The sequence below is a fragment of the Pseudomonas sp. USHLN015 genome, assembly GCF_037153275.1.
Classification (GTDB): domain Bacteria; phylum Pseudomonadota; class Gammaproteobacteria; order Pseudomonadales; family Pseudomonadaceae; genus Metapseudomonas; species Metapseudomonas tohonis.
The window spans coordinates 127,863-141,007 of sequence record NZ_JBBCKP010000001.1 but is presented as its reverse complement, the minus strand read 5'-3'; the positions used below and the strand labels follow the sequence as shown (position 1 = coordinate 141,007).

Here is a 13,145-nt window from a genome sequence, read left to right as displayed (position 1 = left end):
CAGCCACCCCATCCAAGCCGCCCCCTCGGGCGGCTTTTTTCTGCCCGGAGCGAACCATGCCGATGCCCCCACTCCGTCCGCGACACTGGCTGTTGTTCGTCCTGATCGCAGCGGCCTTCTTCTCCCTGGCGCTGTGGATGCAGCGCGGTGGCGAGTCCGGCACGCCGCTGGCCTGGGTGAGCGCCTGGCAGCAGCCGTTGCTGGAACCCATGGCCGAGGGCGAACTGACCCTGGGGGCGCTGAACCGCGAGTCACCGGGTGAATTGTGGTTGCAGCCCGGCAGCGACGGGCCGCGCCTGCTGTTCCGCAGCACCGGTGACGGTGCGGATGCCTGCAACCTGGAAGCGGAGCTGGCCCTGGACGCGGGCGAGCGCGAGAGCCTGCTCAAGGCCCTGGGGACCGGCGCTGGCCAGGGCGACCAACCATTGAGCCCGCAGATGCTGGAGCAACTGGCCGGGCACCGCCTGGCCGCGCTGGAATTGCGTCCGCAGCAACCACCGGCGGCCTCGCGCCTTGCCGCCAGCATCGGCCAGCCGCGCCTGCGCCTGCAGTTGGGGGAGGGCGAGGCCTGGGTCTATCCGGCCGAGGGGCTGACCGCCCATGTGCTCGACGAGCAGGTGCATCAGGTTCGCGTGGTGCCGCGCAGCACGCTCAGGCACTGATCAGATCGGTGTGGCCGGCTTGAGCTGCTCGAGGTAGTGGGTGCCGCCGAGCTGGGCCATCTGCCGGCGGATCCAGCCGGCGCGGCGCGCGACGTAGTTGCCTGGGCGCCCGGCATGCCACTCGCGCGGGTTGGGCAGCACGGCGGCCAGCAGGCTCGATTGCTGGCGTGACAGGTAGGGCGCGCCGATGCCGAAATGGTACCTGGCCGCCGCCTCGGCGCCGAACACGCCATCGCCCCATTCCACGCTGTTGAGGTAGACCTCGAGGATGCGCTGCTTCGACCAGAACAGCTCGATCAGCGCGGTGAACCAGGCCTCCAGCCCCTTGCGCAGCCAGCTGCGGCCGGACCAGAGGAAGACGTTCTTGGCCACCTGCTGGCTCAGGGTGCTGGCGCCGCGCAGCGAGCCGCCGCGCTCATTGTGGGCGAGCGCGGCGCGGATCGCCGGGACATCGAAGCCCCAGTGCTCGGCGAACTTCTGGTCCTCGGCGGCGATCACCGCGATCTTCAGGTCGTCCGGCAGCTCCTTCCAGGGACGCCAGCTGCGCTTGAGGTCGATGGGTTCGCCGTCGATCCAGGACTCTATCTTGCGCTCCACCATCAACATGGTCCCGGGCGGCGGCACCCAGCGGAACAGCAGGACCAGCAGCACCGAGCCGGCGACGAACCAGAGCAGCAGTTTGAACAGGCGACGGCTGAGGGATCGGAACATGCGTGGCTTGGCCGGGGGATGGTTTGCGCGCCATTATAGCGACCGCTTCCTACTTGTCTGGAGTCTTCGATGGCCCGTCTGTTCCTGCTGCTCTCCGCCTTCGCCGGATTCACCGGCGTCGCCCTCGGCGCCTTCGCCGCCCACGGCCTCAGGGCCCGCCTCACGCCCGAGCACCTGGCGGTATTCCAGACCGGCACCCACTACCAACTGATCCACGCACTCGCCCTGTTCGGCGTCGGCCTGCTGTCCCTGCACCTGCCCGGGCGCCTGGTCAGTGCCGCCGGCGGCCTGTTCGCCCTCGGCATCCTGCTGTTCTGCGGGAGCCTCTACGCGCTCACCCTCAGTGGTGTCGGCAAGCTCGGCATCATCACGCCCTTCGGTGGCGTGGCCTTCCTCGGCGGCTGGCTGTGCCTGGGTCTGGCGGCCTGGCAACTGGCGGCACGCTGATCGTCCCAAGTCTGACCCTGGCGTCAAAAATGAGGACGAATGGCGCCATTCAGCCTTGGTCATCGGCATGGATCGGGCTAGAATGCCGACCCCTCAAGTTGTGACCGCATCGTCATGCACATTCAGTTGAACGGCGAACCTTTCGAGCTGCCCGACGGCCAGACCGTCGCGGACCTGATCGCGCGCCTGGACCTGACTGGCCGCCGTGTCGCGGTCGAACTCAACCTCGATATCGTGCCGCGCAGCCAGCATGCCGCCACCGCGCTCAGCGAAGGCGACCGGGTCGAAGTGGTACACGCCATCGGTGGCGGCTAGGCCGCCCGCTAGGAGTCCTCATGAGCCATACGCCGATCGACAAGCCGTTCACCCTGGCTGGTCGTACCTATGAGTCGCGCCTGCTGGTCGGCACCGGCAAGTACAAGGACCTCGACGAAACCCGCCGCGCCATCGAGGCCTCGGGTGCCGAGATCGTCACCGTCGCGGTGCGCCGCACCAACATCGGCCAGAACCCCGGCGAGCCCAACCTGCTCGACGTGATCCCGCCGAGCCGCTACACCATCCTGCCGAACACCGCCGGCTGCTACGACGCGGTGGAAGCCGTGCGCACCTGCCGCCTGGCCCGCGAGCTGCTGGATGGGCACAACCTGGTCAAGCTGGAAGTCCTGGCCGACCAGAAGACCCTCTTCCCCAACGTGATCGAGACCCTCAAAGCCGCCGAAGTGCTGGTCAAGGAAGGTTTCGACGTGATGGTCTACACCAGCGACGACCCCATCATCGCCCGCCAGCTGGCCGAGATGGGCTGCATCGCGGTGATGCCTCTGGCCGGCCTGATCGGCTCGGGCCTGGGCATCTGCAACCCCTACAACCTGCGCATCATCCTTGAGGAAGCCAAGGTACCGGTGCTGGTGGATGCCGGCGTGGGCACCGCCTCCGATGCCACCATCGCCATGGAACTGGGTTGCGAGGCCGTGTTGATGAACACCGCCATCGCCCACGCCCAGGACCCGGTGATGATGGGCGAGGCCATGAAGCACGCCATCGTCGCCGGCCGCCTCGCCTACCTGGCCGGGCGCATGCCGCGCAAGCTCTACGCCAGCGCCTCGTCGCCGCTGGATGGTCTGATCCGCTGAGATAAACCATGACTGAACAGCAGGACTCGCCGGCAGAAGCCGGCGAAGTGCGTCACCGCACCATCAAGAGTTTCGTGATGCGCGCCGGGCGCATGACCGAAGGCCAGCAACGTGGCCTCGACCAGGGCTGGCCGAAATTCGGCCTGGACCTGGCCGACGGCCCGCGTGACTTCGACGCGGTATTCGGCCGCAGCGCCCCGCGCACCTTCGAGATCGGCTTCGGCATGGGCCACGCCACCCTGGAGATGGCCGCCGCCGCGCCGGACCAGGATTTCATCGGTGTCGAGGTTCACCGCCCCGGCGTCGGCGCGCTGCTCAACGGCGCCATGACCCAAGGCCTGACCAACATCCGCGTCTACAGCTGCGACGCCCTGGAAGTGCTGCGCGACTGCGTGGCCGATGACAGCCTCGAGCGCGTGCTGCTGTTCTTCCCGGACCCGTGGCACAAGTCGCGCCACCACAAGCGTCGCATCGTCCAGCCGGCCTTCGCCGAACTGGTACGCAGCAAGCTGCGCATCGGGGGCGTGCTGCACATGGCCACCGACTGGGAGCACTACGCGGAACACATGCTGGAGGTGATGAACGCCGCGCCCGGCTACCGCAACCTGGCGGAAGACGGTCGCTACGTACCGCGCCCGCAAGAGCGCCCGATCACCAAGTTCGAACGCCGCGGCGAGCGCCTCGGCCACGGCGTATGGGACCTCAAGTTCCAGCGCATCGACTGATACACCTTCGCGGCCCAGGCCGCGAACGCCACGGACGAGCACAACCCTAGACCGGGACCACCCGGCGCCAGGACGGCACCCTCACCTGATCCGACGTAGATAAAGAGCCCCGCCTATAGTGGTGGTGGCACAAGAACAATAGCGGTGCGACTCGAACGCACCGCGAGGAGAAGGCTGTGTTGAGAAAGTTTGCAATTCTGCTTCTGGCCTCCTGTGCCCTGCAGGCGCAGGCCAAGGTCGGTGCCGACGATGCCGCGCGGCTCGGTGGGGAGCTGACGCCGCTGGGCGGTCAGCGCGCGGGCAATGCCGAGGGCTCGATCCCGGCGTGGGACGGCGGCCTGTCGACGCCGCCGGCGGGCTACCAGCCCGGCATGCACCACCCCGACCCCTTCGGGGCCGAGGCCCCCAAGTACGTCATCAACAGCAAGAACGTCGGCCAGTACGCGGCGCAGCTGCCGGCCGGCCTCAAGGCGCTGGTGGAGACCTACCCGGACTACTCCGTGCGCGTGTTCCCCACCCATCGCAGCGCCGCGGCGCCGCAGCGCATCTATGACGCCACCCGCTTCAACGCCCTCAACGGCGAGCTGATCGCCGGCGGCAACGGTGTGCAGGGCGTGGCGGCGGGAATCCCCTTCCCGATCCCTTCCAGCGGCCTGGAAGTCATCTGGAACCACATCCTGCGTTACCGCGGCGACCAGATCCACTTCGTCACCAACCAGGCGGCGGTGCTGGCCAACGGCAGCTACAACCTGCTCAAGCTGGATCGCAACATCTACTTCGTGTACGGCCGTGACGGCGTGCAGCCGAAGGACCTGGAAAACACCATCTTCTATTACAAGTACGCCGTCGTGGCGCCTGCCAAGCTGGCCGGTTCCGCGCTGGTGGTGCAGGAGACCCTCGACCAGGTGCTGTCGATCCGCAAGGCGTGGCGCTTCAACCGTGGCGAACGCCGCGTGCGTCGCCTGCCGATGCTGGCCTACGACACCCTGCAGCCGGACACCAACGGCATGGCCACCGCCGACGTCGTCGACTCCTACAACGGTGCCCCGGAGCGCTACGAGTGGAAGCTGGTGGGCAAGCAGGAAACCCTGGTGCCGTACAACAGCTACGCCGTGCACCAGAAGGGCATCCCCTACGATCAGATCCTCAAGACCAAGTTCGTCAACCCGGACCTGCTGCGCTACGAGCTGCACCGCACCTGGGTGGTCGAGGCGACCCTGCGCAAGGGCTTCGCCCACCCCTACGCCAAGCGGCGCTTCTACATAGACGAGGACAGCTGGCAGATCCTCGCGGTCGACCTGTACGACAAGGACGGCCAGTTGATCGGCCTGCAGGAAAGCCACCCGATCAGCTACTACGATGTACCGATGTTCGGCAGCACCCTGGAGACCATCTACGACTTCAAGGGCGGCCGCTACTTCGCCGATGGCCTCGACAACAACGAGCCCATGTACGACTTCAACGCGCCACTGAGCCCGCGTGACTTCACGCCGCAGGCCCTGCGCCGCGAAGGCAACTGATATTCCGGCCTGCCTGGCCACTCCAGCCGCCCTTCGGGGCGGCTTTTTATTGGGCGCGAAAGCGTCGTCCGGGTGCGCGGGGCAGGCCGAGTCCGCGCGGCGCTAGTTGATCATCTCCGCGCCGATGATGGTCTGCTCCGGCAGGGCTGGCGGGGCAGGGCTGATCTGCATGTACTTGATGCTCTCGCGGGGGATGAGCAGCAGGTCGCCGTCCACTTCGATGCTGACGAAGGCCGATTCCATCTGCTTGCGCAGCCCGCGTGCGACCTCGACCGGGTCGCTGGACTGTTGGGGAAAGCGCAGCGCCAGGCGCTGGCCGTCCTGGAAGTGCATGTAGAGATGCTTGATCGGCTTCATGGCGTGCTCCGTGTCGATGACGTGGCGGCCAGTGGCCGCCGGAGCGTGCCCTGGGCCTCAGTTGCGGTCGGCGAGGACGCCGATCAGGAAGAAGACTAGTAGCAGGACGGGCGCCAGGGTGTAGTTGTTGAAATAACCCAGGCCCTTGGCCAGCCAGGGGGTGAGGAAGATCATCGCCAGGCCGTAGCCCAGCGCGCACAGGGCGACGAACAGCAGCGTGCGGAAGAGGAAGTTGAGACCGCCGATGCGTTGCTGGATCCAGGCGTTGATACCGGGGCCGAGCAGCACCAGCAGGGTCGCCATGATGGCCAGGGAGATGTCGTAGAGGTGGCTGCGGCTCCAGCGGGAGAGTGTCGCGACCAGGTCCAGAAACAGGTCCATCCGTTGTCCTTAGCCCCTCAGGGCAGGAAGTGTTGCAGCAGGTCGTTGAGGAACAGCTGGCCTTCCCGGGTCGCCACCAGGCGTGCCGGGTCGGCGTCCAGCAGGCCACGAGCCTCGGCTTCGCGGCGTGCTTCGGCGAGGCCGGACAGCGGCAGGCCGGTGCGCGTGGTGAACAGCTCGGCCTGTACGCCATCGGTGAGGCGCAGCACGTTCATGAGGAATTCGAAGGGCAGCTCGCCGGCGTCCAGCACCCGCTCGCCAGCCTGGAAGGCCTTGGCCGGGTCCAGGTAGTCCTTGGGCAGGCGGGTCTTCCAGGTGCGCACGATGTGCCCGGCCGGATCGCTCAGCTTGGCATGGGCACCGGCGCCGATGCCGAGGAAGTCGCCGAAGGTCCAGTAGTTGAGGTTGTGCCGCGCGCGCCGGCCTTCCCGGGCATAGGCGGAGACCTCGTACTGGGCGTAGCCGTGCTCGGCCAGTAGCGCCTGACCGGCCTCCTGGATGTCCCAGAGGATGTCGTCCTCGGGCAGCTCCGGCGGCTGGGTCCAGAACACCGTGTTCGGCTCCATGGTCAGCTGGTACCAGGACAGGTGCGTCGGCGCCTGCTCGATGGCGATGCGCAGGTCGTCCAGGGCGTCCTCGATGGATTGCTCCGGCAGGCCGTGCATCAGGTCGAGGTTGAAGTTGTCGAAGCCGGCCTTGCGCGCCATGTCGGCGGCGCGGATCGCCTCGCCGCCGTCGTGGATGCGGCCCAGGGCCTTGAGCTTGGCTTCCTGGAAGCTCTGCACACCGATGGACAGGCGATTGATGCCCAGCTGCCGGTAGGCGGAGAACTTGGCCTGCTCGAAGGTGCCTGGGTTGGCTTCCAGGGTGATCTCGATGTCGCGGGCGAAGGGCACGCGCCGCTCGACGCCATCCAGCAGGCGGCCAAGGGCACTGGCGCTGAACAGGCTGGGCGTGCCGCCACCGAAGAAGATCGAAGTCAGCTCGCGACCGTGGACGTGGCGCAGGTCCGCGTCCAGGTCCGCCAGCAGCGCGTCGACATAGGCCTCTTCGGGCAGCTCGGGGCCTGCGGCATGGGAGTTGAAGTCGCAGTACGGGCACTTGCGCACGCACCACGGGATGTGGATGTAGGCCGCCAGAGGCGGCAGCTGGAAGCTCGAAGCTGCAAGCGGCAAGTTTGGAGCTTCTTCGCTTGTGGCTTGCAGCTCGTGGCTTGCAGCTTCCTTCTTCATATCCCCAACCGCTGCTTCAACAGGGCCATGGCGCGGGCGCGATGGCTGAAGCGGTTCTTCTCGGCGGGCGGCATCTCGGCGCTGGAGCAGTCGCCCTCCGGCACCCAGAACAGCGGGTCGTAGCCGAAGCCGTGCTCGCCCCGGGCCTCGAAGAGGATGCGGCCGCGCCAGACGCCTTCGCAGAGGATCGGCAGCGGGTCGTCGGCGTGACGCATCAGCGCCAGGGAGCAGATGAACTGCGCGCCGCGCTCGGCTTCCGGCACGTCCTTCAGTGCGGCCAGCAGCTTGGCGTTGTTGGCCGCGTCACCCTGGCCGTCGGCGTAGCGTGCCGAGTAGATGCCGGGGGCGCCGCCGAGGAAGTCCACGGCCAGACCGGAGTCGTCTGCCAGGGCCGGCAGGCCGGACACGCGGGCGGCGTTGCGCGCCTTGAGGATGGCGTTCTCGACAAAGGTCAGGCCGGTTTCCTCGGGTTCGACGTCGCTGAACTCGCCGATCGAGCGCACGCGCACGCTGTCGCCGAGCATGGATTGGAGTTCCTTGAGCTTGCCGGCGTTGTGGCTGGCCAGCACCAGTTCTTTGAAGGGCATCATTCGTCTGGGAAGAATTCCTGGTCGAAGTTGAAGGTGTTCGGCGCGTTGTCGCCCTGCTGCACCGTCAGGGTGAAGTTGAGCATCTCGCGCTGGCTGAAGGGGAACTGCGCCAGGTAGTAGATGGCGCCGCCCTCGTTGACCTGCTTGAAGGTGAGCGGGGTGACCTTGCCGAGCAGGTCCTTGACCTGGCCGCTGACCTGGGCGGTGCTGGCCTTGCCGGCCTTGAGCACCGCGATGTTGACCACGCCCTGGGTCTTGCTGCGGATCAGGCCGACGGCGGCGGCGACATCGGGCTGCAGGAAGCTCGAGTTGAACGCGCTGTAATGCACGTCCAGGTCACCGAAGGTCTGCTTGCGTTCGGCTGCGGCCGGCAGGGCCAGGCACAGGGCGAGGAGGAAAAGGGTCAGGCGGCGCATGGTGGCGGTCTCCAGTCAGATCGCGATACGGCTTTCCAGCACGCTGGGGCCGCTGACGCGATAGATGCCGATCTCACCCAGGAGATTAGGCCATAGACGGCTTCCCAGGTTGTGGCGGTGCTCATGGTCGACCGCCAGGCGGTCGAGCACCTTCATTTTCATTTCACGGCACAGGGCCTCGAAGTCCTTGAAGGTGCAGAAGTGGATGTTCGGCGTGTTGTACCAGGTGTACGGCAGGAACTCGGACACCGGCATGCGGCCGTTGCGCGCGAGGTACCAGCGGCAGCGCCAGTGGCCGAAGTTGGGGAAGGTGATGATGCACTGGCGGCCGACGCGCAGCATCTCTTCGAGGATGCGGTCGGGGTAGTGCACGGCCTGCAGCGCCTGGGTCATCACCACCACGTCGAAGCTGTTGCTGGCGAAGTTGCCAAGGCCCTTGTCCAGGTCCTGCTCGATGACGTTGACGCCCTTGCCGATGCACTGGGCGATGTTGTCCGGGTCGATCTCCAGGCCGTAGCCGGTGACCTGCTTGTGGTCACGCAGCCAGGCCAGCAGTTCGCCGTCGCCGCAGCCGAGGTCGAGCACGCGGCTGCCGGCGGGGATCCAGTCCTGGATGATTTCGAGGTCGGCGCGCACGGTGTCTCCCTTAGACGGCGATGCGGTTCATGTAACCGCTGAAGGCTTGCAGGTAACGCGGGATCGGCATGAGGAAGGCGTCGTGGCCCTGCGGCGCGTCGATCTCCAGGTAGCAGACGTTCTTCCGCGCGGCGGTGAGGGCGTCGACGATCTCCCGCGAGCGGGCCGGAGAGAAGCGCCAGTCGGTGGTGAAGGACATCACGCAGAAGTCTGCCGTGGCGCCGGCCAGGGTCCTGGCCAGGTCACCGTCGTGGGCCGCGGCCGGGTCGTAGTAGTCCAGGGCCTTGGTCATCAGCAGGTAGGTGTTGGCGTCGAAGCGGCCGGAGAACTCCTCGCCCTGGTAGCGCAGGTAGCTTTCCACCTGGAACTCGACGCTGTGGAAGTCGTAGTTGAGCTTCTCGCTTTTCAGGCCGCGGCCGAATTTCTCACCCATGGCATCGTCGGAGAGGTAGGTGATGTGGCCGACCATGCGCGCCAGCATCAGGCCGCGCTTGGGGATCACGCCCTGGTCCTGGAAGTGGCCGCCGTGGAACTCCGGGTCGGTGAGGATGGCCTGGCGCGCCACCTCGTTGAAGGCGATGTTCTGCGCCGAGAGCTTTGGCGCCGAGGCGATGGCCAGGCAGTGGCGCACGCGCTCGGGGTAGCTGATGGTCCATTGCAGGGCCTGCATGCCGCCGAGGCTGCCGCCGACCACCGCGGCCCACTGGCTGATGCCCAGGGTGTCGGCCAGGCGTGCCTGGCTGTGCACCCAGTCCTCCACCGTCATCACCGGGAAGTCGGCGCCGAAGGGCTTGCCGGTGGCCGGGTTGATGCTGGAGGGACCGGTGGAGCCGTTGCAGCCGCCGAGGTTGTTCAGGCTGACGACGAAGAAGCGGCGGGTGTCGATGGCCTTGCCGGGGCCGATGCAGCTGTCCCACCAGCCCGGCTTGCGGTCTTCCATGCTGTGGTAGCCGGCGGCGTGGTGATGGCCCGAGAGGGCGTGGCAGATCAGCACGGCGTTGCTGCGGCTGGCGTTCAGCTCGCCGTAGGTCTCGTAGACCAGCTCGTACTCGGCCAGGCTGCGACCGCAAGCCAGCGGCAGCGGTTCGCTGAAACGCTGCACCTGGGGCGTGACCAGGCCGACGGAATCTTCGGGGATGACGGTGGGCATCGCAGCCGCTGCTCTTTATCTGGGAAGGGCGCCAGTCTAAAGAGCACCGTCCCACCCGGCAAGCAGGCGGAACGGCGGCCAAACCCTTGAATCGAAAGGCTCAGGCCTCGTGCTGCTGGCGCACCAGGCCGGGCAGGCTGACCACCTTGCCCTGGCGCTGGATGGGCGCCGGGCGACGCAGCGCGCGGAGCATGTCGTTGGCCTGGGCCAGCTGCTTCTCCAGCTCGTCGGTGTAGCGCGACAGCTGCAGCACGCGCTGGCGCGCCTGCTGGGTGTCCTGGGCCAGGGCCTTGAGGCGCAGCATGTGGGTTTCCAGCAGCTGCTTGTGCTCCAGGGTGTTCTGCATCAGCGGCATCAGCGCCTCGTTGGCCCACTGCGCGGCGTCCTGGCGCAGGCGCTGGTGCATGCCGATCACTTCCTGGACCAGGGTGGCGAAGAAGCGGCGGGTGAGCAGGCGCTGCTCGGTGAGCAGGGTCTTGAGGTGCAGGCGGAACTGGTCGGCCTTGCCGCGCAGCTGGCGCAGCTCGCGCTGGTAGCGGAAGACGTCGAACTGCGGAGCGTCGACGCCTTGCAGCGGGTTTTCCTCGTTGTGCCGGCGGTAGATGGCCAGGACCATCTTGTTGGCCATGTCGGCCTCGTGTTCGAGGCTGTGCAGGTCGGCCTCCACCGAACGGAAGAAATGCAGGATGGCCTGGTTGATGCCGACCGTCGTCCAGCTGCTGGTGAGGTTGCGCCGCACCTTGGCCAGGTGTTCCTCCAGGCGTTCGGGGCGCGCGGCGGCGCGCAGCGTGTCGCCCTGGCGCTTGAGCAGGCGCTGGTTGGTCTTCAGGCCGAGCAGCCGGCGGTGGTGGCGGGCATGGTCTTCCTTGGTGCGGGCGGTCAGCTCGAAGAGCATCTGGCCATTGTCCTGCTGGTGGTTGCTGAGCAGCTCCTGCTGCTCGCGCACCTTCTCCAGGCGCAGGCTCAGGACGTGCTGGCTGTTCTGCAGCAGGGCCAGCACCTGGTTGACCACGCGGGTTTCAAGCAGGCGCTCCTTCTGCGCGACGATGCGCTCGCAGAGCAGGGTCTCGAGGTTGGCCATCTGGCTGCGCTCGAGCAGTTCATGGTCCTTGCGCACCTTGGCCAGCAGCGCCTGCTTGGCCGACAGCGGCAACACGTCCTCGCGGCGGATGCCGAGCTGGCGGGCGGTGGACTCCTGGATCTGGCGGATCGCGTTCTGCACGAAGGTCTCGCCGGCCAGGTCGTCCCAGAGCACGTCGATCTTGTTCAGCACGGCGAACAGGCTGGTCTGGGTGTCCTCGTCGAGCTGGCGGATGTGCTGCTGCCAGATGTCCATGTCGCTGGCGGTGACGCCGGTGTCGGCGGCCAGCAGGAAGATGATCGCCTGGGCGCTGGGCAGCATCGACAGGGTCAGCTCCGGCTCGCTGCCCAGGGCGTTGAGGCCCGGGGTGTCGAGGATGCGCAGGCCCTGGCGCAGCAGCGGGTGGTCGAAGTTGACCATCGCGTGGCGCCACGCCGGCACCAGCACCATGCCGGGGCGGCCGGCGGATTCGAGGGCGTCGGGGTGGAAGCCAAGCTGGATCGCCTGCTCCACCGGCATCGGCTTGGTCTTGGCCACCTGGGTGAAGGCCTGGACCATGTTGTCCGGGTCGCTGGTGTCCAGCGGGATGTTCACCCAGTGCCGGGGGATGCGCTTGAACTGCGCGACGCTGGCCGAGGCGGTGCGCGTCTCGATCGGCAGCAGGCGGATATAGGAGCGTTCCGAGCGCGGGTCGAAGAACAGCTCGGTGGGGCACATGGTGGTGCGCCCGGCGTGGGACGGCAGCATGCGCTGGCCGAACTCGGAGAAGAACAGGCTGTTGATCAGCTCGGTCTTGCCGCGGGAGAACTCGCCGACGAAGGCCAGGGTGATGTGGTCGGTGCGCAGCAGGCGCAGGGCGCGCTCGAGCTTGTCCTGCACCGCTGCGGAGTTGAGGCGGTTGTGCTCCAGCCAGCTGCGGTAGCGAGTGATCTCGCGGACCAGCTCGCGTTTCCAGGCCACGTAGGCATCGACCTGTTGACTGAGACGTTCCATGCTCATCCTGGCTCTCCTTCCGGTAGCGCGTCCTGCGTACAGAAATGTGGGAACTCGATATCGATGCGACGGCGACCTGGCGGCTGCCGCTTGCCCTGGCCGGGCGGCCCGCCCCTGAATGGCGCGAGCGGAGGAATGTCTCGCATTATCCGGGGCCCGGCAGCGCCGTCAATCGGCTCGCCCCGCCTCCCGCCTTAAGGTCTGTCAGAGGGGGCGAGCGGTCAGTCCGGGCAGGTCCGGGAGCTTCTGCGGGTGGCGGATGCGCACGCGCTTCTGCCGGTTCAGCTCGCCGCTTTCCAGGCTCACCAGGCTCTTGGCGACGCCGAAGGCCTGGCCGAGGAAGGCCAGCAGGTGGGCGTTGGCCTTGCCTTCGACCGGCGGCGCGGTGAGGCGGATCTTCAAGCGTTCGCCATGCAGCCCGGCGAATTCGTCGCGGCTCGCCTTGGGCTGCAGGTGGACGTCGAGGAGCAGGTCCTCGCCGTCCCAGCGAAAGAAGCTCATCACATGAAGGGGCTGAGGATCTTCGGCATCCCGGTCATCACCGCCAGGTTGCCGATCACCAGCATGTCGATCAGGCGCAGGGCGATGAAGGCGAAGATCGGCGAGATGTCCAGGCCACCCAGGTTGGGCAGCAACTTGCGGAAGGGCGCCAGCAGCGGTTCGCAGATCTGGTTCACCAGCTGGGCGCCGGGGTTGTAGCTGTTGGGGGCGACCCAGGAGAGGATCACGCTGATGATCATGGCGAAGAAGAACACCTTGATGAACAGCGAGGTCACCGCGATCAGCGACCAGACCAGCAGTTGCAGGACGTAGCCGGCGACGCCGTAGCCCATCAGGACCAGGGTGACGATCATCAGCAGCAGCTGGATCAGGATGGCCAGCACCAGGGAGGCCAGGTCCAGCCCGCCGAAGCCGGGGATGACCTTGCGCAGGGGGTTCAGCAGCGGCTTGGTGGCGCGCACGATGAACTGGCTGAGGGGGTTGTAGAAGTCGGCGCGCACCAGTTGCAGGATGAAGCGCAGCAGGACGATCAGCAGGTACAGGCTGCCGAGGGTCTGGATGACGTAGATGGCGGCGGTGGAAAGTCCGGTCATTAGGCGTTCCTTGTGGGCGT

17 protein-coding genes are annotated in these 13,145 nt (G+C 67.1%); 6 read left to right on the top strand and 11 right to left on the bottom strand.

Going from position 1 to position 13,145, the window contains the following annotated elements:
• Nucleotides 1-56 precede the first annotated feature (56 nt).
• Entirely contained in the window at nucleotides 57-662 is a 606-nt protein-coding gene (locus tag WFQ67_RS00625) for a hypothetical protein (protein WP_213627901.1), read from the top strand.
• On the opposite strand, the gene mtgA is transcribed toward WFQ67_RS00625, so the two are convergent.
• The gene (gene mtgA, locus WFQ67_RS00620; RefSeq protein WP_213627902.1) at nucleotides 663-1,373 is read right to left on the bottom strand and encodes a monofunctional biosynthetic peptidoglycan transglycosylase; all 711 of its coding nucleotides are present in this window, start codon (nucleotides 1,371-1,373) and stop codon (nucleotides 663-665) included. It abuts the gene before it with no gap.
• A gap of 69 nt (nucleotides 1,374-1,442) precedes the next feature.
• Between mtgA and WFQ67_RS00615 the strand changes: the two genes are divergently transcribed.
• From WFQ67_RS00615 to WFQ67_RS00595, 5 genes are all read left to right on the top strand, one after another.
• Nucleotides 1,443-1,820 (top strand): DUF423 domain-containing protein, encoded by a 378-nt coding sequence (locus WFQ67_RS00615; protein ID WP_337055930.1) that lies wholly within the window; start codon nucleotides 1,443-1,445, stop codon nucleotides 1,818-1,820.
• Nucleotides 1,821-1,934: 114 nt separating this feature from the next.
• Nucleotides 1,935-2,135 (top strand): sulfur carrier protein ThiS, encoded by a 201-nt coding sequence (gene thiS, locus WFQ67_RS00610; RefSeq protein WP_111262615.1) that lies wholly within the window; start codon nucleotides 1,935-1,937, stop codon nucleotides 2,133-2,135.
• Nucleotides 2,136-2,155: 20 nt separating this feature from the next.
• Entirely contained in the window at nucleotides 2,156-2,950 is a 795-nt protein-coding gene (locus WFQ67_RS00605; RefSeq protein ID WP_213627906.1) for a thiazole synthase, read from the top strand.
• Nucleotides 2,951-2,958: 8 nt separating this feature from the next.
• Nucleotides 2,959-3,675 carry a tRNA (guanosine(46)-N7)-methyltransferase TrmB gene (gene trmB, locus WFQ67_RS00600; protein ID WP_213627908.1) on the top strand — a complete coding sequence of 239 codons (717 nt, stop codon included), beginning with the start codon at nucleotides 2,959-2,961 and terminating at the stop codon, nucleotides 3,673-3,675.
• Between the two features lie 176 nt (nucleotides 3,676-3,851).
• Nucleotides 3,852-5,195, top strand: a complete 1,344-nt coding sequence (locus WFQ67_RS00595; RefSeq protein ID WP_213627910.1) for a DUF1329 domain-containing protein — start codon at nucleotides 3,852-3,854, stop codon at nucleotides 5,193-5,195.
• A gap of 102 nt (nucleotides 5,196-5,297) precedes the next feature.
• Here the strand turns inward: WFQ67_RS00595 and WFQ67_RS00590 are convergent, their stop codons facing one another.
• The 10 genes from WFQ67_RS00590 to WFQ67_RS00545 all read right to left on the bottom strand — a co-directional run bounded on the left by WFQ67_RS00590 (nucleotide 5,298) and on the right by WFQ67_RS00545 (nucleotide 13,125).
• Nucleotides 5,298-5,552 carry a hypothetical protein gene (locus WFQ67_RS00590; protein ID WP_213627912.1) on the bottom strand — a complete coding sequence of 85 codons (255 nt, stop codon included), beginning with the start codon at nucleotides 5,550-5,552 and terminating at the stop codon, nucleotides 5,298-5,300.
• A gap of 57 nt (nucleotides 5,553-5,609) precedes the next feature.
• Nucleotides 5,610-5,933, bottom strand: a complete 324-nt coding sequence (locus WFQ67_RS00585) for a DUF3392 domain-containing protein (protein WP_213627914.1) — start codon at nucleotides 5,931-5,933, stop codon at nucleotides 5,610-5,612.
• Between the two features lie 17 nt (nucleotides 5,934-5,950).
• Nucleotides 5,951-7,108: a radical SAM family heme chaperone HemW gene (gene hemW / locus WFQ67_RS00580; protein ID WP_337055927.1), complete on the bottom strand. Its 1,158-nt coding sequence runs from the start codon at nucleotides 7,106-7,108 to the stop codon at nucleotides 5,951-5,953.
• 53 nt (nucleotides 7,109-7,161) lie between these two features.
• A complete protein-coding gene (gene rdgB / locus WFQ67_RS00575; protein ID WP_213627918.1) occupies nucleotides 7,162-7,755 on the bottom strand; it encodes an RdgB/HAM1 family non-canonical purine NTP pyrophosphatase in 594 nt (197 codons plus the stop codon).
• Nucleotides 7,752-8,171, bottom strand: a complete 420-nt coding sequence (locus WFQ67_RS00570) for a DUF4426 domain-containing protein (RefSeq protein ID WP_213627920.1) — start codon at nucleotides 8,169-8,171, stop codon at nucleotides 7,752-7,754. Before WFQ67_RS00570 ends, rdgB begins: the two co-directional genes overlap by 4 nt.
• A gap of 15 nt (nucleotides 8,172-8,186) precedes the next feature.
• Complete coding sequence (gene metW / locus WFQ67_RS00565; protein WP_213627922.1) at nucleotides 8,187-8,807, bottom strand: methionine biosynthesis protein MetW; 621 nt, start codon at nucleotides 8,805-8,807, stop codon at nucleotides 8,187-8,189.
• A 10-nt stretch (nucleotides 8,808-8,817) separates the two neighbouring features.
• Nucleotides 8,818-9,957, bottom strand: a complete 1,140-nt coding sequence (gene metX / locus WFQ67_RS00560; protein WP_213627924.1) for a homoserine O-succinyltransferase MetX — start codon at nucleotides 9,955-9,957, stop codon at nucleotides 8,818-8,820.
• A 100-nt stretch (nucleotides 9,958-10,057) separates the two neighbouring features.
• Nucleotides 10,058-12,037, bottom strand: a complete 1,980-nt coding sequence (locus WFQ67_RS00555) for a dynamin-like GTPase family protein (protein ID WP_173175080.1) — start codon at nucleotides 12,035-12,037, stop codon at nucleotides 10,058-10,060.
• 198 nt (nucleotides 12,038-12,235) lie between these two features.
• Complete coding sequence (locus WFQ67_RS00550; RefSeq protein WP_213627928.1) at nucleotides 12,236-12,532, bottom strand: DUF167 domain-containing protein; 297 nt, start codon at nucleotides 12,530-12,532, stop codon at nucleotides 12,236-12,238.
• Nucleotides 12,532-13,125, bottom strand: coding sequence for a YggT family protein (locus tag WFQ67_RS00545; protein ID WP_173175076.1), 594 nt, complete (start codon nucleotides 13,123-13,125; stop codon nucleotides 12,532-12,534). Before WFQ67_RS00545 ends, WFQ67_RS00550 begins: the two co-directional genes overlap by 1 nt.
• Nucleotides 13,126-13,145 lie beyond the last annotated feature (20 nt).